Source organism: Massilia sp. HP4 (genome assembly GCF_005222695.1).
Lineage (GTDB): Bacteria > Pseudomonadota > Gammaproteobacteria > Burkholderiales > Burkholderiaceae_D > Telluria.
The window spans coordinates 105,832-124,894 of record NZ_STGG01000006.1 but is presented as its reverse complement, the minus strand read 5'-3'; the positions used below and the strand labels follow the sequence as shown (position 1 = coordinate 124,894).

The 19,063-nt window shown below is 62.5% G+C and carries 15 protein-coding genes and 1 pseudogene; 7 read left to right on the top strand and 9 right to left on the bottom strand.

Translation table 11 applies throughout. From position 1 onward, the window contains the following. Positions 1-17 precede the first annotated feature (17 nt). The 3 genes from E8M83_RS01855 (at position 18) to E8M83_RS01845 (ending at position 3,406) form a co-directional block, all read left to right on the top strand. On the top strand, positions 18-1,748 hold the full coding sequence (locus E8M83_RS01855) for a triacylglycerol lipase (RefSeq protein WP_137171693.1): 1,731 nt from the start codon (positions 18-20) through the stop codon (positions 1,746-1,748). Positions 1,749-1,858: 110 nt separating this feature from the next. Continuing rightward, positions 1,859-3,088 (top strand): T6SS immunity protein Tli4 family protein, encoded by a 1,230-nt coding sequence (locus E8M83_RS01850; RefSeq protein WP_137171692.1) that lies wholly within the window; start codon positions 1,859-1,861, stop codon positions 3,086-3,088. A gap of 57 nt (positions 3,089-3,145) precedes the next feature. Then, positions 3,146-3,406 (top strand): PAAR domain-containing protein, encoded by a 261-nt coding sequence (locus tag E8M83_RS01845; protein ID WP_137171691.1) that lies wholly within the window; start codon positions 3,146-3,148, stop codon positions 3,404-3,406. A 104-nt stretch (positions 3,407-3,510) separates the two neighbouring features. On the opposite strand, the gene E8M83_RS01840 is transcribed toward E8M83_RS01845, so the two are convergent. Genes E8M83_RS01840 through E8M83_RS01830 form a run of 3 tightly spaced genes read right to left on the bottom strand, consistent with a single transcriptional unit; the run spans position 3,511 to position 9,458 of the window. Continuing rightward, the gene (locus tag E8M83_RS01840) at positions 3,511-4,959 is read right to left on the bottom strand and encodes an efflux transporter outer membrane subunit (RefSeq protein WP_137171690.1); all 1,449 of its coding nucleotides are present in this window, start codon (positions 4,957-4,959) and stop codon (positions 3,511-3,513) included. Then, positions 4,956-8,111: an efflux RND transporter permease subunit gene (locus E8M83_RS01835; protein ID WP_137171689.1), complete on the bottom strand. Its 3,156-nt coding sequence runs from the start codon at positions 8,109-8,111 to the stop codon at positions 4,956-4,958. Before E8M83_RS01835 ends, E8M83_RS01840 begins: the two co-directional genes overlap by 4 nt. Before the next feature lie 30 nt (positions 8,112-8,141). Continuing rightward, a complete protein-coding gene (locus E8M83_RS01830; RefSeq protein WP_137171688.1) occupies positions 8,142-9,458 on the bottom strand; it encodes an efflux RND transporter periplasmic adaptor subunit in 1,317 nt (438 codons plus the stop codon). A 169-nt stretch (positions 9,459-9,627) separates the two neighbouring features. On the opposite strand from E8M83_RS01830, the pseudogene E8M83_RS26170 reads away from it, so the two are divergent. After that, positions 9,628-9,801: pseudogene (locus tag E8M83_RS26170) on the top strand (TetR family transcriptional regulator); the annotation flags it as partial. A gap of 27 nt (positions 9,802-9,828) precedes the next feature. Next, positions 9,829-10,245 carry a TetR family transcriptional regulator C-terminal domain-containing protein gene (locus E8M83_RS01825; RefSeq protein ID WP_229491384.1) on the top strand — a complete coding sequence of 139 codons (417 nt, stop codon included), beginning with the start codon at positions 9,829-9,831 and terminating at the stop codon, positions 10,243-10,245. 60 nt (positions 10,246-10,305) lie between these two features. Here the strand turns inward: E8M83_RS01825 and tal are convergent, their stop codons facing one another. The 6 genes from tal to E8M83_RS01795 all read right to left on the bottom strand — a co-directional run bounded on the left by tal (position 10,306) and on the right by E8M83_RS01795 (position 16,277). Further along, positions 10,306-11,235, bottom strand: coding sequence for a transaldolase (gene tal / locus E8M83_RS01820; protein ID WP_137171686.1), 930 nt, complete (start codon positions 11,233-11,235; stop codon positions 10,306-10,308). 26 nt (positions 11,236-11,261) lie between these two features. Then, positions 11,262-11,759: a GAF domain-containing protein gene (locus E8M83_RS01815; protein ID WP_137171685.1), complete on the bottom strand. Its 498-nt coding sequence runs from the start codon at positions 11,757-11,759 to the stop codon at positions 11,262-11,264. A 28-nt stretch (positions 11,760-11,787) separates the two neighbouring features. Further along, positions 11,788-12,786: a hypothetical protein gene (locus E8M83_RS01810; RefSeq protein ID WP_137171684.1), complete on the bottom strand. Its 999-nt coding sequence runs from the start codon at positions 12,784-12,786 to the stop codon at positions 11,788-11,790. A 110-nt stretch (positions 12,787-12,896) separates the two neighbouring features. Continuing rightward, on the bottom strand, positions 12,897-13,751 hold the full coding sequence (locus E8M83_RS01805) for an SIS domain-containing protein (RefSeq protein WP_137171683.1): 855 nt from the start codon (positions 13,749-13,751) through the stop codon (positions 12,897-12,899). Positions 13,752-13,767: 16 nt separating this feature from the next. Then, on the bottom strand, positions 13,768-15,237 hold the full coding sequence (gene zwf / locus E8M83_RS01800) for a glucose-6-phosphate dehydrogenase (RefSeq protein WP_137171682.1): 1,470 nt from the start codon (positions 15,235-15,237) through the stop codon (positions 13,768-13,770). A 98-nt stretch (positions 15,238-15,335) separates the two neighbouring features. After that, complete coding sequence (locus E8M83_RS01795) at positions 15,336-16,277, bottom strand: LysR family transcriptional regulator (protein ID WP_137171681.1); 942 nt, start codon at positions 16,275-16,277, stop codon at positions 15,336-15,338. A 153-nt stretch (positions 16,278-16,430) separates the two neighbouring features. Here E8M83_RS01795 and E8M83_RS01790 point away from each other — a divergent pair, with 153 nt between their 5' ends. Then, positions 16,431-17,366, top strand: coding sequence for an aromatic alcohol reductase (locus E8M83_RS01790; RefSeq protein ID WP_137171680.1), 936 nt, complete (start codon positions 16,431-16,433; stop codon positions 17,364-17,366). 140 nt (positions 17,367-17,506) lie between these two features. Beyond that, complete coding sequence (locus tag E8M83_RS01785) at positions 17,507-18,961, top strand: methyl-accepting chemotaxis protein (RefSeq protein ID WP_137171679.1); 1,455 nt, start codon at positions 17,507-17,509, stop codon at positions 18,959-18,961. Positions 18,962-19,063: the final 102 nt, after the last annotated feature.

The following is a 19,063-nucleotide window of genomic DNA, read 5'->3' as shown; positions in this document are numbered from 1 at the left end:
TGAACGAGGGATAAATCATGTCTACTGATAATAGGCGAACCGGATATAAGCTGCCAGCGAAACCTGATCAAAACGGTGGAAAAATCGTCCAAGGTTTTATGACTCCAGTCCAAGATCGGGCGCCGCAGGTCCATAGTATTCCCCCTAATCGCGTTCTTCCAATTATATTTATCCCAGGAATTATGGGGTCGAATTTACGAATGAATTCAGTTCGGCAAGCCAAAATCGGAAAGAAAAACAATATTGCATGGCGACCGGATAATCTCTTCGAGACGCTCCCTATGGAAGATGATACTGCAGCAGAGCGGCAGTTGCGATTTGACCCGGTTACAACCGAGCTGGATACTTATGATCAAAAAGGAAGTTCTAATGGGAATTCACAGGAAACCTCCGACGCGCGAAACAAGGCAGCACATTTCTCGAGTCAGTACAGTGGAAGTTGGAGGCGTATCGAAGGGCCTCTTTTGCAAAGCGACAGACCTGGAGGGGCTAACGCGAAAACGAGGGATCAAAAGGCACGTGAGCGTGGGTGGGGTGAGGTTTTTTTTGGTAGTTATGAAAAAATCCTCAGCGAATGTGAAATACGTTTGAACGGCTCGTTCACCGACCGCTTCAAAGACACCTATCTGATGAATTCAATTGTCAACGTCAAGTCTGCGACATGGGGGGCACATCCAAATCCGTCTTTAAAGGAAATAGATGAAGTGTCACTGCGAAAGACTATAAAAGGATGTTGGTTTCCAGTTCATGCAATGGGGTATAACTGGCTGCAAAGCAATATGGACTCTGGAGTCAGTACTGCTGGCAGAATAAATGCACTAATAAAAAAATACAAAGACCAAGGGTATCAATGCGAAAAAGTAATCCTTGTTACCCACTCTATGGGAGGGTTGGTGGCTAGAGCAGTTGTTCACCCGGAAATGGGGAATATCAGTGATAAGGTTCTTGGAGTGATCCATGGGGTCATGCCAGCCATTGGCGCTGGAACAACCTATAAACGTATGCGGTGTGGCTTTGAAGGCGATAATGTCGCGGCGAGAATACTTGGTGCAACAGGCCCCAATGTCACTTGTGTGCTTGGGAACTCCCAAGGAGGATTGGAGTTGCTTCCTAGCGAAGCATATGGAAACCATTGGTTGCGGTTGATGCGTGATGGTGAAGTGTTAAAAAGCCTTCCTCAGCATGGAGATCCCTATGAGGAAATATATAAGGCAGGCGATAAGTGGTACGGGCTTCTTCGTGAAGACTGGATTAATCCTGCACAAATACCCGGACAAGGAACAAGGAGAACGCATGAGTTGCTCGATGCGGCGAAAAACTTTCACAGTCAAATCGCAGGAACCTACCATGAACACAGTTATGCGCATTACGGTGCCGATTCGAATGGACTTGCATGGCATAAAGTGACTTGGAAAATCGAGGGTGATTTAAGTGTAGAAGACATAGAGTCATCGAGGATTTACAGTGATGACGAGAAAGGAGGCTTAATGTTGCGAAAGCCAGTCGACTCGTTGAAAAAAAATGAAAAGAGAATTCTGTTCAAGGCCAATCTTCAGGCTCCTTCTGACCCAGGCGATCAAACAGTTCCAACATACTCAGCAGATGCACAGTTGAGAAGCGGGAAATTTAAAGGCGTGTTTCGGCAAGCCGGATACGAGCATCAGGCGAGCTATAGTAACGATTCTGTAATTGCGGCTACCATTTATTGTTTATGCCAGATCATCTCAACAATGAGGTGGGCCGAATGATCATGAGCGCTGTCCCAAGAGGAAATGTTCTGGCACTCCTGATATTTTTTCTGGCTTCCACATGTATGACGGGCTGCGGTCGGACGGTCCAAAATTTTATTGGAGGGGATATGACTGAGATATCACCTGAATTGACGTCAATTTTTAATAAAACCAAGATGATTTGCTTCGGGCGGTTTGTGGTGAAAGTTCCGTTAAACACAGTCGTGGTGTATGGCCCGGCCGAGGTTGAGTCATCAATCGAATATCGACAAGGAGAGGCAGAAAAGGTCGGTGAATATGTTTTAGAAAGAATGGAGGAGGTTGAGAAGGAGCAAAAGTTTTTTACTAAATATAGTTGGCCAAAACTTCCATTGTTTGGGGAGGTAATCGACGGAGTGAGAACTGGTCAAAAAATGGTTATTGGATCGCGTGATCGCGTGGGATACCAAATTCTATCGATTGTACCGATTGAGAAAGATATATTTTTTCAAGAAGTAAGTAGTGTCTTGCCGGAAGATGATTTTATTGAGAGAATAAATAAGGTTGCCACAGCCTTGCGTTCTCGTAATGCAGAAGAAATACCTGCTGATTCAGGAATTTGCATCGAGGGCGGATATGTCACGGGCGAATATGAATACGAGCGAGCTACAGTCGGTTTGCGGCTAAGCGAGTATCCTGATGTGCATATATCGATAGATGTTCACAAAAATTTAGAATTCCTGAATAATGATTCTAATCCCAAGGTATTGCACGAACGAGCTCAAGCGAAAGCGGAAGCTGCTGGGTTTGGTGCAGTTTTTTCACGCAGGAAAATATTGCGCGAGCAAGTCCGACAGATCGGACATTGGACCGGTCAGGAAATGGCATTTCGCACTCCGGCATATAAGCGTGCCGTATCGGCTCATGAATTCAGATTTTATAGTGCCGGATCTGTCAATGATCCATTTCATCCGCAGTTGGATATACGCCTTGATTCTGGTGTGAAAGACGATACCAAAGGTGCGATTAAACCAGGCATATCAGATGATGACGCTCTTGCGTTATGGGACATGATTGTATCAACCGTGAGACTGCGCGAGCCAACAGATGCCACACCAGTCAATAAAGATAAAGTCCCGTTAGCTACTAAAATCGATGGAGGTAAGATCTGCCCTGAAACAGGTTGGTGGGAAATAACTCGAGCGGATGTTATGGATAGTGAACGACGGAAATTCATAAGTGCTGGAGATGTTATGCCCTCTGTGCCTACCTCAAATGGAATAAGCATTTGGCGAAATTTGCTTCTCTTCCAAAACCGACCCAAAGATCCAACGATATGGAAGTTGGTTGAATACGAGAAAGTAGATTTGGAAAGCTGATGCAGAGAAAGGAACGGCGAGCATTTCTGATCGAACCCATGAGAGCAATGGCAAAGCATGCCTAACATCGTCCGGCTTAATGACCCTACCAGCCATGGGGGCAAGGTTGCCCAAGTCACCGCTACTCACTTCACGGTAGCTGGAATTGCAGTCGCTTGTGTTGGAGATAAGTGTGTTTGCCCGCTACACGGGGAGGGGAAGATTGTCGAAGGGGAGTCTCGACATACCGTAGGTGGTGTCCCCGTCGCCTATGATGGACATAAGACTAGCTGTGGTGCTGTTTTGATGTCAACAGTCGAAAACTTTAGTAACAGCTGAGTTGCTGCTCGAATGGTCGACAACATGGACAACGTTGACTCGCACTATTCCAAAAAAAACCGGGCCACCAGGCCCGGTCTCCACCTCGGCAAATGCCGACTGGCTTATCTCACCGCCACCGGCGCTCCACCATCCACCGGCGCCACCGGCTCCCTCCATCCCCCACCCAGCACGCGATACAAGGTCACCTGATTCTGCAACCGCAGCAGGTTCGCCTGCACCGACAACTGCTGCGACTGGAACAGCGAACGCTGTGCATCGAGCAGGTCGAGCTGGCTGGCCGCGCCGCTGCGATAGCGCAGGTCGGACAGGTTGAAGCGATCCGCTTCCGCCTCGGTCACCGCGGCTTGCGCGCGCAACTGTTCGCTGAAGGTCGCCTGGCCCGCCAGCGCGTCCGCCACTTCACGGAACGCGGTCTGGATCGATTGCTCGTACTGCGCCACCGCGATGTCGCGCTGGGCCCGGGCGCTGCCCAGGGTCGCGCTGTTGCGGCCGTAGTCGAAGATCGGCAGGATCGCTTGCGGCGCGAAGGTCCAGCCCCAGGTGCCGCTGTCGAACAGGCCCGACAGCTCGTTGCTGGCGCTGCCGGCGCTGCCGGTCAGCGTGATGCGCGGGAAGAAGTTCGCGCGCGCCGCACCGATATTGGCGTTGGCCGCGATCAGCTGCTGCTCGGCCGAACGGATGTCCGGACGGTTGGCCAGCAGGTCCGAAGGCAGGCCGGCCGGGATGTCCGGCAGCTCGGTCTTGGCCAAGGTGGCGCCGGCGCTCACGTCGGCCGGCAGCGGGCCGCCGACCAGCAGCGTCAGGAGGTTAATGTCCTGGGCCCGCAGGCGCTGCTGCTGGGCGAGGGTGGCGCGGGCCGTCTCGACCAGCGAACGCGATTGCTGGATCTCGAGGCGCGAGGCCACGCCGTTCTCGAAGCGCAGCTGGAACAGCTTGTCCGATTCCAGGCGCGTGTTCAGCGTGTCTTGCGTGATGCGCAGCAGCTCTTCGTCGGCCAGCAGTTGCAGCCAGGCGCTGGCGACCGACGAGATCAGGCTGATCTGCGTGGCCTTGCGCGCCTCTTCGGTGGCCAGGTATTGCGCCAGCGCCGATTCGGACAGGTTGCGCACCCGGCCGAACAGGTCGAGCTCGAAGGCCGATACCGACAGGCCGGATTGATAGACGCTCTCGATCGGCTGGTCTTCGCCCACGGTCTGGCGGTTGCCGCTGATGCCCAGGCCCACGGTCGGCAGACGGTCGGCGCGGGCGATGCGGTATTGCGCACGCGCCTGCTCGATATTGGCGATCGCCACGCGCAGGTCGCGGTTGTTCGCCAGCGCCGCGTCGATCAGCGTGCGCAGGCGCGCATCGGCGAAGAACGATTGCCAGGCGACGGTGCTTGGCGCCGCGGCCAGCACCGGGCTGGTCGACTCGGTGGCCGCCTTCGGGGTTTCCGGGAAGGAGGCGGCCACCGGCGCGGCCGGACGTTCATAGTCCGGAGCCAGCGAGATGCAGCCTGCCAGCGCCATCGACAGCGCCAGCGGCGTCAGGAGTTTGAAGTGCTTGATCATATTTTGTTTCCTTGGTCTGCGGCCTTGTCTTGCTCGTGGGCGTAGATCTTGCGCTGGCGCTCGCTGCCCTTGAACAGCGTGCGGATCACCACGAAGAACAGCGGCACGAACAACACGCCGAACACGGTAGCCGTAATCATACCGCCCATCACGCCGGTACCGATCGCGCGCTGCGAAGCCGCGCCGGCGCCGCCCGCGATCACCAGCGGCAGCACGCCGAGGATGAAGGCCAGCGAGGTCATGATGATCGGGCGGAAGCGCAGGTGGGCCGCCTCGATCGCCGCTTCGATCGGCGTCTTGCCTTGCGCCTGCAGGTCCTTTGCGAACTCGATGATCAGCACCGCATTCTTCGCCGCCAGGCCGATGATGGTCACCAGGCCGATCTTGAAGTACACGTCGTTCGGGAAGCCGCGCAGGTTGGCGGCCAGGATCGCGCCCAGGATACCGAGCGGCACCACCAGCAGCACCGACACCGGGATCGACCAGCTTTCATACAGTGCGGCCAGGGCCAGGAAGATCGCGAGCATCGAGAACGCCATCAGGATCGTCATGGTCGAGCCGGACAGCACTTCCTCGCGCGACTGGCCGGTCCATTCGAAGGCATAGCCGGCCGGCAGCTGGCCCGCCAGGCGTTCCATCTCGGCCAGCGCGTCGCCGGTCGAGTAACCAGGGGCGGCGTCGCCCGAGATGCTCATCGCCGGATAGCCGTTGTAGCGCAGGGTCTGCATCGGGCCGGTGACCCAGCGCGTGGTCGCGAACGAAGACAGCGGCACGGCCTGGCCCTGGGTGTTGATCGCATTTAGCTTGAGCAGGTCGTCCGGCTGCATGCGCGAGCTGGCATCGGCCTGCACCACCACACGCTGCAGGCGGCCGGCGTTCGGGAAGTCGTTCACGTACGACGAACCGAGCGAGGTCGAGATCGCGGTGTTGATCGCGGTGAAGGTCACGCCCAGCGCTTGCGCCTTGTCGCGGTCGATGTCCAGGCGCACCTGTGGCGCGTCTTCCAGGCCTTCCGGGCGCACACCGGTCAGGATCTTGCTCTGCGATGCCATGCCGAGCAGCTGGTTACGCGCCGCCAGCAGGGCTTCGTGGCCGTTGCTGCCGCGGTCTTGCAGGCGGAAGCTGAAGCCGGTGCCGCGACCCAGTTCCGGGATCGGCGGCGGGCTGATGGCGAAGATGAAGGCGTCACGGATGCCGCTCACGCCACCCATGATGCGTCCGGCCAGGCCTTGCGCGTCCGAGCCTTTTTCCTTGCGCTCGCTCCAGTCCTTCAGCGGCACGAAGGCCAGCGCCATGTTCTGGCCCGAGCCCGAGAACGAGAAGCCCAGGATCGAGATCATGTTGGCCACTTCGGGCTGCTTCATGGTGAAGTTCTCGACCGCCGTCATCACCTGGTTGGTGCGTTCTTGCGTCGCGCCCGGTGGGAGCTGGACGTTCAGCACGATATAACCCTGGTCTTCGTTCGGCAGGAACGAATTGGGCATGCGCGTGAACAGCAGCGCCACCACGCCCACCACGACGGCGAACACGATCATGCCGCGGCCGGTGTGCTTGACGATCTTGCCGACCCAGCCTTCATAGCCCTTGGCGGTAGCCGAGAACTTGCGGTTGAACCAGCCGAAGAAACCCTTCTTCTCGTGATGGCCTTTTTCGATCGGCTTGAGCAGGTGGGCGCACAGCGCCGGGGTCAGGGTCAGCGCCAGGAAGGCCGAGAAGGCGATCGAGGACACCATCACCACCGCGAACTGGCGGTAGATGTTGCCGACCGCGCCGCCGAAGAAGGCCAGCGGCAGGAACACCGACATCAGCACCACGGTGATGCCGATGATGGCGCCGGTGATCTGGCCCATCGCCTTGCGCGTCGCTTCCAGCGGCGGCAGGCCTTCCTCGCTCATGATGCGCTCGACGTTCTCCACCACCACGATCGCATCGTCGACCACGATACCGATCACCAGCACCATGCCGAACATGGTCAGCACGTTGATCGAGTAGCCAAGCGCCAGCAGGGTAGCCAGGGAGCCGAGCAGGGCGACCGGCACCACGATGGTCGGGATCAGCGTATAGCGGATGTTCTGCAGGAACAGGAACATCACCAGGAACACCAGCACGATCGCTTCGATCAGGGTATGCAGCACTTGTTCGATCGAGATGCTGATGAACTTCGAGCTGTCGTACGGCACGGTGTATTTCACGCCATGCGGGAAGAACTTGGACAGTTCTTCCATGCGGGCCTTGACCAGCTCGGCGGTTTCGAGCGCGTTACCGGTCGGAGTCAGCTGGACGCCGATACCGGCCGATGGGCGACCGTTCAGGCGCGCCGAGGTCTGGTAGGCCTGGCCGCCGATTTCGAGGCGCGCCACGTCTTTCAGGCGCACGGTCGAACCGTCGGCGTTCGCGCGCAGCACGATGTTGCCGAATTGTTCGACGGTGCTCAACTGGCCGGTCACCACCACGGTGGCGGTGATTTCCTGGCCGGCGGCCAGCGGCAGGTCGCCGATGGTACCCGATGCCACCTGGGCATTCTGCGACTGGATCGCGGCGTTGACGTCGCCCGGCGACAGGTTCAGGCCGACCAGCTTGGCCGGATCGATCCAGACGCGCATCGCGCGCTCGGTGCCGAACAGCTGGGCGGTACCGACGCCCTTGATGCGCTGGATCTCGGGCAGCACGGTGCGCGAGGCGTAGTCGCCCAGCGCGATCGGGTCCCACTTCGGATCGTCCGACGACAGGATCGTCACCAGCAGGAAGTTGGCGCGCACCTTGTCGACGCGCACGCCCTGCTGGTTGACCGATGCCGGCAGGCGCGGGGCCGCCCGCGACAGGCGGTTCTGGACGTCGACCTGGGCCAGCTCGGGATCGGTGCCGGTTTCGAAGGTCAGGGTGATCGAGCCGGCGCCGCTGGCGGTGCTGCTCGATTCCATGTAGATCAGGCCGGGAGAGCCGTTCATCTCGCGTTCGATGACGGAGATGACCGAGTCTTCCAGCACCTGGGCCGATGCGCCAGGGTAGGTCGCGTTGATCACGATCGAGGGCGGAGCCACGTTCGGATACTGGGCGATCGGCAGCTGGGTGATGGAAACCCCACCGATCACCATGATGAACAGCGCGATCACCCAGGCAAAGATGGGGCGGTCAATAAAATAACGTGCCATTGAATTATTCCTGTTCTTGTCCTGCGGCGCTTAGCGGCTCGAGGCCGGTGCTTCGGCGCCGGCCGCCGGCGTACCCTTGTTCGGGGTCGCCGTGGTCGCTGCCGGTGCGGCATTGGCCGGATTGCCGGTGGCCGCTTCCGGGGTGCCCGGCTGCGCCGCGGCCGGTGCGGCGCCGGCTGGCGCTGCCTTCGGCTGCCATGGGACGGCCTTGACCGGCGTACCTGGCGGCATCATCTGGAGCTTCTGGAAGCCATCGATCATCACGCGCTCGCCTTCCTTCAGGCCGCCGGTGACGATCCAGTTCTGGCCCGAGTTGGAGGCGATGGTGACGTTGCGCGGCACCGGCTTGTTGTCGGCGCCGACGACGGTCAGCGTGTCGCCCTGGGCGCCGCCGCGGGTCACGGCCTGCTGCGGGATCAGGATGCCGTTCGGCAGCGAGGCTTGCGCGATGCGCACGCGCACGTACTGGCCCGGCAGCAGGGCGTTATTGGTGTTCGCCACGGTGGCGCGCAGGATGATCTGGCCGGTGCCCGGGTCGACCGTCACGTCCGAGAACAGCAGCTTGCCGCGGGTCGGCAGCTCGGAGCCGTCTTCCAGCAGCACGGTCACCGGCACGTTGTCGGCGCCGCCGCCTTGCTTCTTCAGGCGCTGCAGCTCGGTGGCCGACTGGGTGATGTTGAGGTACATATTGTCGGTCTGCTGGATCAGCGCCAGCTCGGTCGACTGGGTCGCCGACACCAGGGCGCCTTCGGTCACCAGCGCGCGGCCGATGCGGCCCGAGATGGGAGCGTTCACATTGGTGTAACCAACATTAATCTGCGCGACCTTCAATTGGGCCTTGGCTGCGGCAACTTCGGCCTCACCTTGCTTTTGGGCGGCGACGGCGTTGTCGAATTCCTGTTTACTGACAGCGTTGGCTTCGACCAGCGGCTTGTAGCGCTCGGCGATGGCGCGCGACGCCACCAGGTTGGCTTCGGCGCGCGCCACGTCGGCGCGGGCGGCTGCGAGCTGGGCCTGGTAAGGCGCCGGGTCGATCGTGAACAGCGACTGGCCCTGCTTGACGATGCTGCCCTCGGTGAACGAGCGCTTGAGCACCACGCCGTCAACGCGGGCGCGGACCTGGGCGGTGCGGATCGGTTCTACGCGCGCAGGCAACTCGGTTTGCAGGGCGACGGTTTCGAACTTGGCGGTGACGACGCCGACTTCCGGTGCAGGCATCTGGCCGCCAGGCGCGCCGCCGGCCGGCGCTGCGTCTTTCTTGCCGCAGGCGGACAGCAGGACCAACGCGGCCATGGTGGCGGCCGCGACCCGGGTGAGGGACATGGATGAGGAGTTGGCAGAGCGCATTACGTGTGCTTCCTTCTAGTTAGTAATTCGCGTCGATGTCACACCCCGGTCAACAACATATGCATGGGATGCAAGATCAGCGCTGGCTTTTGCAAATAGTTTTATATACTATCACGACTGTATGTAAAATGTTTTAAGCACCTTTTAATTCTAGGGTTACTCAAAAGAAATGGTTCGCAGGACGAAGGAAGAAGCAGCCGCGACCCGCGACAGCATTCTCGATGCAGCAGAAATCTTGTTTGCAAAACAGGGTGTTTCTCGGACAACATTACAGCACATTGCCACCGCGGCAGGTGTAACGCGTGGTGCGATTTATTGGCATTTTGTCGATAAGGGGGCAGTGTTCAGCGCGATGATGGATCGCGCCACAATGCCTATGGATACGGCCGTCAAGCAATTGGGCGAGCGCCAGGTTGCCGATCCGCTGCAACGCTTGCGCGACGAGTTGATGGCGGTGCTCCACATCGTCGTCACCGACGAAAAGGCACGCCGGGTATTCGAGATCGCCACGCTCAAGACCGAGTTCACCGACGAGGTGGATTCGGCGCGCGTGCGCAAGCGCGAAGCGGTGGCCGAGTGGCGTGCGCGCATGCAAGCCAACCTGGCCGAGGCGCGCGCGAACGGCCAACTACCGGTCGGCGTCGATCCGCATAATGGCGCGACCTGCATGTGGATCATGCTCGACGGCCTGCTGCGCAACTGGCTGTTCGACGGCGAGTCGTTCGACCTGATGGCGCTGGGTGGGGAGGTGATCGATACCTTCCTGGCGGGGTTGAAGGCGCGCTGACCGCACCGCTCCCAAAAAAAAACCCGGCCGCGGCCGGGTCTCGTGTTCGCGCTGCCGCGTTTAACGCATGCCTTCGATCATCTGCTTGAGCTTGATCGAATCGGCCACGAAGGCGCGGATGCCTTCGGCCAGCTTCTCGGTGCCCATCGCGTCTTCGTTCAGCATGAAGCGGAAGGTCTTTTCGTCGATCGCGATCTTCTGGATGTCGGCGCCGTCGTCCTTGACCAGCTTGCGCTCGACCGGCGCGTCGCTGTCGGCCAGCTTCTGCAGCAGGTCGGGCGAGATGGTGAGCAGGTCGCAGCCGGCCAGTTCCAGGATCTGCGAGGTGTTGCGGAAGCTCGCGCCCATCACTTCGGTGGCGTAGCCGAACTTGCGGTAGTACTGGTAGATGCCCTTGACCGACTGCACGCCCGGATCGTCGGCGCCCTGGTACTCGAGGCCGGTCGATTTCTTGTACCAGTCGTAGATGCGGCCGACGAACGGCGAGATCAGCTTCACGTTCGCTTCGGCGCAGGCCACCGCCTGGCACAGCGAGAACAGCAGGGTCAGGTTGCAGTGGATGCCGTCTTTTTCCAGGATCTCGGCGGCGCGGATGCCTTCCCAGGTCGAGGCGATCTTGATCAGCACGCGCTCGCGCGACACGCCGTTCTTTTCATACAGGGCGATCAGCTCGCGGCCCTTGGCGACCGTCGCTTCGGTATCGAACGACAGCGCGGCGTCGATCTCGGTCGAGACGCGGCCCGGCACATACTTGAGGATCTCGACGCCGAAGGCGATCAGCAGGCTGTCGACGATCGCCTCGACCGAGGCGCCCGGGGCGTCGGCGATCGCTTTTTCGAGCAGCGGCCGGTATTCGGGCTTTTGCACGGCCTTCAGGATCAGCGACGGATTGGTGGTCGCATCCTGCGGGGCATAGGCCTTGATCGACTGGAAGTCGCCGGTGTCGGCAACCACGGTGGTGTACTGCTTGAGCTGTTCGAGTTGGTTCATGTGGGTCTCTGGATGGTTTGACGCAATTAGAAATCGGTACCGGCAACAAAGGCCGCGAGCATGGCTTCCAGGCCCACGCGGTCTTCTTCCGAGAAGCGGTCCGGCGTGGGGCTGTCGATATCGAACACGCCAATCAGGCGGTCGTCCTTGATCACCGGGATCACGATCTCGGATGCCGACGCCGAATCGCAGGCGATGTGGCCGGGGAAGGCATGTACGTCGGGCACCACGATGGTCTTCTTTTCGACAGCAGTGGTACCGCACACGCCGCGGCCGAACGGGATGCGGGCGCAGGCGGGCTTGCCCTGGAACGGGCCGACCAGCAGGTCATGGCCTTCGCCTTTTTTCGACGGCACGGTGAAGTAGAAGCCGGCCCAGTTCAGGTCGGACAGGGTGTCATAGACCAGGGCCGAGAACTGCGCGGCGTTGGCGGTCAGGTCGCGTTCGCCCTCGAGGACGCTGGTCACCTGGCGCACCAGCAGGTCATAGTCGGGACGTTCGCTGCGTTCGGGATTGATATGCATGGCGGGCGAAAATGCTGGTCGAAAACCGCTATTTTACAGCCACCGCCGCCGGAGGAGGTCCGGCGTCCGGCGGCGTCATCGAAATCACGAGCCTGAAGCGCTGGCGCAAGCTGGGCTTGCCATCGGGGAGCTTGCCAGGACGATAATGCACGTCGGCCTGCAGGCGCTCGCCGTTCACCCGCAAGCGTTGTACCGTCGCGCCGGCGCGCGCATCGAGCGGCATCGCGACCTCGGTCTGGAACAGGTGCTTGCCGCTCGGGTCCAGCAAGTCGAGCAGCAGGCGCGCGCCGTCGCCCGAGGCCACCAGGATGAAATTGCCGGTGCAGGCAAAGCTGTCGACGTCGTCCCAGGGCCGGAATGACCATGCCCCGGCATCGAACTGCCGGGGCGAAGCCGCCATGTCGATCCGGTAGGACGGCGGACAGCCGTCGCCCCCATGGATGGGAGGGTCGATGCGGCCGACCCGAAGCGGGGTGTGCGTGACGGGCGCCGCGCCATACGATGGCGCGTCGAGCCGGCTGCCGGCCGGGGCCTCGGTGCCCAGCACCCTGCGCACGAATGCCATCGCATCGTCGCCAGCCCGGCTGCGTCCGGCCTGGTCCTGCCGGGCGCGCAGGAACTTCCGGCCGAGCAGTTCATCGCTGTCGCGGTCGCGGATCGACAGGCTGGTGATGCGATCGGGCCGCTCTTCGGAGCGGTCGGCATGTTCCTCGACCAGGTAGCGCGCGCGGACGTCCCCGCGGGGGCGCACGACGAAGCTGCCCGGGCCGGCGCGGCGATAGACCTTGTCGAGATGGAGCACGAATGGATAAGCGGCCGGCAGCACGTCGTCAAGGCCGAACAGCGGCTGGAATGGGCCTGCGCCGGCACGGTCGAAGCCGATATGGCGTACTTCGAGGCCCTCGACGCCGCTCACGCTGCGCATCACGACCGGCGCGGGCACCCGCAGGTCGGACCTGGCCATGCACATCGTCAGGGCGCCGGCCGCAACCAGGGCCGACAAGAGGAGCTTGTAGAACGTCGGCATTGGCAAGTCAGGGCCGATCAGCCAATGAAAGAATGATGTGCATGGGTCAAACGGCAAGCGTCGGTAACCGCCCATTCTAGACCAAATGGGCTGCTTGCCGCAGCGCGGGATCAGCCGATGAAGGAATCGAACTGCATGTCGAATTCTTGCAGCGCCTTCTGCGCGTTCTGCATCTTCTTGCGAAATTCCGGCCCGCGGCGCAGGGCCAGGCCCACCGCCAGCACGTCGATCACGACCAGGTAGGCCAGGCGCGCCGAGATCGGGGTATAGGGATCGGTCGCGAACACCAGGTCGATCGGGATCAGCAGCGTCGCCATCTCGGCCAGCGGCGTGCCCGATGGCGCCAGCACGATCACGTCGGCGCCGCCGGCCTTGGCCAGCTTGGCCGAACGCGTCAGCGCCGGGTTGTTGCCGCGCTGCGAGATCGCCACCACCGCATCGCCTTCGCGCAGCAGGGCTGCCGCGATCGAGTGGATCGCCGGATCGGTATACGCCACCGTCGGCACGCCCGAGCGGAAGAACTTGTGCTGGGCGTCGGCGGCCACGAAGCCGGACGTGCCCTGGCCGTAGAACTCGATCTTGTTGGCGCGCGCCAGGATCTCGAGCGCCTGCTGGACCAGCTCGGGCTTGAGGTTGTTGCGCAGGTCGAGCAGGGTGTTGATCGAGCGGCTGCAGATCTTGTTGATCAGGTCCGACGCCAGGTCGTCCTGGTGCGGCGCCTCGCTGGCGCCGGGTAGCGCCAGCGCCAGGCCTTGCGCCAGCTTGAGCTTGAACTCGTGCCAGCCGTCGTAGCCGAGCGTGCGGCAAAAGCGCACCACGGTCGGTTCCGACACCCCCGCGTTGCGCGCCAGGGCGGTGATGTTCTGGCTCACGGTCGCGGAAGGCGCGGCCAGCACCGCGAGCGCCACCTTGCGCTCCGATTTGGAGAGCGAGTCGAGCTGGGTGCGGATCGAGTCGAGCAGCATAGATAGGTCTCGGGCGTTAGTCTTCCGGCAGCGCTTCTTCGCGCCACTGCAGGCCGTCGCGGCCGATCAGGGCGCTGGCCGAGGCCGGGCCCCAGGTGCCCGAGGTGTAGGGCGCGGGCGCGCTGTCGTCCTGTTCCCAGTGCTCGAGGATCGGCTCGACCCACTCCCAGGCCGCTTCGAGTTCGTCGCCGCGCATGAACAGGGTCAGCTGGCCGCGCAGCACGTCGAGCAGCAGGCGTTCATAGGCCTCCATGCGCGGCGCCTTGAACTGCTCGCGGAAATCGAGTTCGAGCTCGGCCTGCTTCAGGCGCATCGAATCGCCCGGCGTCTTGGCCATCAGGTTCATCGACAGGCCTTCGTCCGGCTGCAGGCGGATCACCAGGCTGTTGGGCTGGAAGCTCGACGTCGGCTGGTTGAAGATCGAATGCGGGATCGGCTTGAAACGCACCACGATCTCGGCCAGGCGGTCGGCCATGCGCTTGCCGGTGCGCAGGTAGAACGGCACGCCGGCCCAGCGCCAGGTGTCGATCTCGGCCTTCATCGCAACGAAGGTCTCGGTGCGCGAGCTCTTGGGCGCATCGGGTTCCTCGCGGTAGCCCGGCACCGGCTGGCCGTCGATATAACCGGCGCGGTACTGGCCGCGGATGATGTTCTGCGACAGCGTGGTCGGGGTAAACCGCTTTAACGACCTCAATACCTGCAGCTTGGCGTCGCGCACGGCGTCCGGTGCGATCGACGCGGGCGGCTCCATCGCCACGATGCACAGCAGCTGCAGCAGGTGGTTCTGCAGCATGTCGCGCAGCGCGCCGGAGTTGTCGTAGTAGCCCAGGCGGTTGCCGACGCCGATCTTCTCGGCGATCGTGATCTGCACGTCCGAGATCCATTCGCGGCGCCACAGCGGCTCGAACAGGATGTTCCCGAAGCGTAGCGCCAGCAGGTTCTGCACGGTCTCCTTGCCCAGGTAGTGGTCGATGCGATAAATCTGCGACTCGGCGAACACCTTGCCGACGTCGAGGTTGATCTGCTTGGCCGAGGCCAGGTCGCGGCCCAGGGGCTTCTCGAGCACCACGCGCGAATTCGGCGTGGCCAGGCCGGTCTTGGCCAAGTTGTCGCAGATCCGGGCGAACAGCTGCGGCGGCGTGGCGAGGTAGTAGACGCGGGTGAGCGATGGATCGTCGCGCAGGGCCTCGACCAGGGCCTGGTAGGTCGAGACGTCGGTCGCGTTCAGCGCGACATACGTGATGCGCTGCAAAAAGCGCTCCCAGCTCGCTTCATCCGGGCCGTCCTTGATGTGTGGCTTCGAATTGGTCTCGACCATGCGCAAAAATTCCTCTTGCGTCGCCTCGTCGCGGCCCACGCAGATGATGCGGCTGCTTTCAGGCAGGTCGTTGCAGACGTCGCGCGAGTACATCGCGGGCAGCAGCTTGCGCATCGCAAGGTCGCCGCTGCCGCCAAAGAAAACGAGGTCGAAATCGGAAAGGGCCATGATCGGTAGGTTCTGCGTGGGAGAAAATATTTGTGTAAATTTACTACATAAATACTCTTCAATCAAGAAAATCTACTACGTTTTTTTCGGCGACAGGCCTATGGTGCCATATCCGCCGGCGCCGGGGCGCGGGCGCCCCATCCGGCCGGCTGCCAGCCCGGCTCGCGTGCGCGATACAGCTCGCCGAGCCAATCGGCGAAGGCACGCACCGCCGACGACAGGTGCCGGTTTTGAGGATACACCAGCGACAGGGGCACCGGCTCGCCCTGGTAGCCGGCCAGGACGCTGACCAGGCGGCCGGCGCGCAGGTGCGGGGCAGCCAGGTAGCTGGCGATCCGGATCAGCCCCAGGCCCTCCAGGCCGCAGGCCAGGTAGGCGTCGGTCTCGTTCAGCGTGAGCCGCGCGCCGGCTTCGATCGTGCGCGGTTCGCCGTCCACATCGAAGGTCCAGCCGCCTGCGCGGCCGTTGCGGCCCGACTGGAATCCGACGATCTCGTGGCGCACCAGGTCGTCCGGCGTGCACGGCGCGGGATGGCGCCGCAGGTAGCCGGGCGCGGCGCAGGTGATCCAGTCGAAGCTGCCGATCCTGCGCGCGACCAGCAGCGAAAGGGCCTCCGGCGTGCCCGCGCGGACCGCGCAATCGACGCCTTCCTGGATCAGTTCCACCGGCCGGTCGTCCAGCGTCAGCGACAGGTCGATGTCCGGATAGCGCGCCCGAAAGTCGTGCAGGGCCGGTATCACGAGCGCCCGCGCGAAGGACGCCGTCATGTCCACCCGCAGCAATCCGCGTGGACTGGCGGCGCCCTCGGACAGGATGTCCTCGATGCCTTCGATGTCGCGCAGGATGCGCTGGCAGTGGTCGTAATACAGGCTGCCGTTCGGCGTCAGGCGCAGGGTGCGCGTCGTTCTCTGCAGCAGGCTCGCGCCCAGCGCCGCTTCGAGCTCCTGGATCGAGCGGCTGACGGTGGAGCGCGGCAGCGACAGGCTGCGGGCGGCGCCGGCAAAGCTGCGCGCCTCGACCACGCGAGAAAAGATCTGCATTGCCCGTAGCTTGTCCAAGGTCGTCCTCCTGCGCTGCACCGTCGAACCACGATTATCCCATTTATCGCAATTCTGAAACCAGGCGCCGACGGCTTATGCCAGCGAAGCCGCATTTCTATACTGGACGCTTTCCACAGCAAGGATGTCAAGAAAATGAATCAATCGACCTCGATCGCGCAGGACGGCGGCATGCTGGTGCTTGGCGCCGGCGAACTCGGCATGGCCGTCCTGCGCCACCTGGCGCCACGCTGCAGGGACGCTGGCATTGCGCTGGTCGCGCTGGTCTCGCCACGCGCGCTGGCGGCGCCGACGCCGGCCCAGGTGCAGGCCCATGACGAACTGCGCGCGCTGGGGGTTGGCCTGCTGGCATTCGATCTTGCCACGCGCGACAGCGCCGACCTGGTGGCGCTGCTGCGCCGTTTCGATACCGTGATCGGCTACACCGGTTTCGTTGCGGGGCCGGGAACGCAGCGCAGGCTGACCCGGGCGGTGCTCGATGCCGGCGTGCGGCGCTACATTCCATGGCAGTTCGGCGTGGACTACGACATCGTTGGCAAGGGCAGCGGCCAGCCGGTCTTCGACGAGCAGTTCGAGGTGCGGGGTATGCTGCGGGCGCAGCAGGCGACCGACTGGATCATCGTCTCGACCGGCATGTTCACCAGCTTCCTGTTCGAGCCGGCCTTCGGCCTGGTCGACCTGGAAGCGGGGATCGTGCGCGGCCTGGGCAGCTGGGACACCCGGGTGACCGTCACCACGCCCGACGACATCGGCCGCTGCGTGGCCGCCATCCTGTTCGAGCAGCCGCCGATCGCCAACCGGGTGGTCTACCTGGCCAGCGACACGGTGTCCTACGGCCAGCTGGCAGACGTCGTCGATGCCGTGACCGGGCGCGCGGTGCAGCGCGAACTGCTGACCGATGCACGGTTGGCGTTTGACCTCGCCGCCAATCCTGCCGATGGCATGGCGGCCTACCGCATCGCTTTTGCGCGCGGCGACGGCATGTGGTGGGACAAGGAACAGACCTATAACGTGGCGCGCGGCATCCCGACGGTCGATGTCGGGGCCTGGCTACGCATGCATCGCGCCTGAACGCAAGTGACAATGCGCGCTGTCGCGCCGTATCAACAGCATGCGGGCCTATTCCCGAGAGGCATGACAGCGGAATCGATTCAGACTATAGTTTCCTCAAATAAAGATCGCAGCCAATCGGCGCTGTGGATGGAGGGGACATGCAGTGGTTGCGTAATATCGGTCGTGTGGTGCGGCAGGTCGCCGCGCCTTTCAAGGGGCGCTCTCTGTCCGGCAATGTTCGCACGCTGGTGGTCAAGGCGCGCGACGGCAGCATCCGCACGGCGATCAACGCCGCGCGCCTGCGCAAGGAAGTCGACCAGGCCCAGGCCCAGGCGGCGCGCCAGCACGCGGCGGCCGATGCGCTGGCGGCCAGCGCGCGCGAGGTGGCCGCGCTGTCGGCCGACGTCAATGCCGGCACCCTGCGCATCGCCGACACCGCCCAGCGCAACCTGGCGGCGGCGCGCGAATCGATGGAAGAACTGGCAAGCCTCGAACGGCGCATGCGGCTCATCGAAGAACAGGTGCAGGGGTTTTCCGCCACCGTGACCCAGCTGGTCGGCCACCTGCGCGAGATCGGCGAGTTCGGCACCGTGATCGAGAACGTCGCCAACCAGACCAATCTGCTGGCGATCAATGCCGCGATCGAGGCGGCGCGCGCCGGCCCGGCCGGGCGCGGCTTCGCGGTGGTCGCCTCCGAAGTGCGGCGCCTGTCGCAGGTGGTCAATGCCGAAGCGGTCAAGATCGCGACCGCCAGCGGCGCGATGCGCGAACTCGTGACGTCGACCTCGGGCGCCACCGCCGGCATCCTCGATGGCGTGAACGTGTCGGCGCGCGAGGCCGGCAGCGCGGCCAGCCACCTGACGGCCTTCGTGGCCGACTTCGAGCGCATGACCGCCACCGTCGACCAGATGGCGGCGGCGATGCAGTCGCTCGACGGCGTCAACCAGCAGATCAATGCGAAGGTGGAAGAGGTGGCGCAGAATGCGTCGGGCTCCGAGGCCACGATGCAGGATGCCTCGCGCCGGGTGGACGAGGTGCGGGGCGCCACCGAGGAGCTGCAGGGCGTGCTGGCGGGCTTTCGTACCGGCGGCACGGCCTTCGACGCGCTGGTGGACAGCACCACCGCGCTGCGCGACGAGGTGCTGGCCTGCCTGGAGCGGCATGCGGCCGGCGGCGCGAATGTCTTCGACCAGCAGTACCGGCCGATTGCGCAATCCGATCCGCCGCGGTTTACCACCTCGTACGACCGCGTGGTGGAGCGCGACCTGCAGCAGATGTTCGACCGCGTGCTGACCGACTTGCCGGGCGCGGCCTACGCGCTGGCGGTCGATAACCGCGGCTATGCGCCGACCCACAACACCAAGTTCTCGCGGCCGTCGACCGGGCAGCGCGAGCATGATCTGGTGTATTGCCGTAACAAGCGGATCTTCGACGATCCGGTGGGGATCAGGCTGGCCAAGAACCGCGAGCCGTTCCTGCTGCAGACGTATTTGCGCGATACGGGTGAAGTGATCAATGATCTCTCGATGCCCATCATGCTCCAGGGGAAGCACTGGGGTGCGGTCAGGATCGGCTACGACTCGGCGCGGATGATGGGCCCAGGCGGGCGCTGAGGCGCATGGGCATGCCTGGCATGCGGCGCTGGCCGCCGTCGCGCGGCAGACTGAGGTTATCCTTGTGGTTTTGCTGTCCGATCCCATGAAACCCCAACCGCC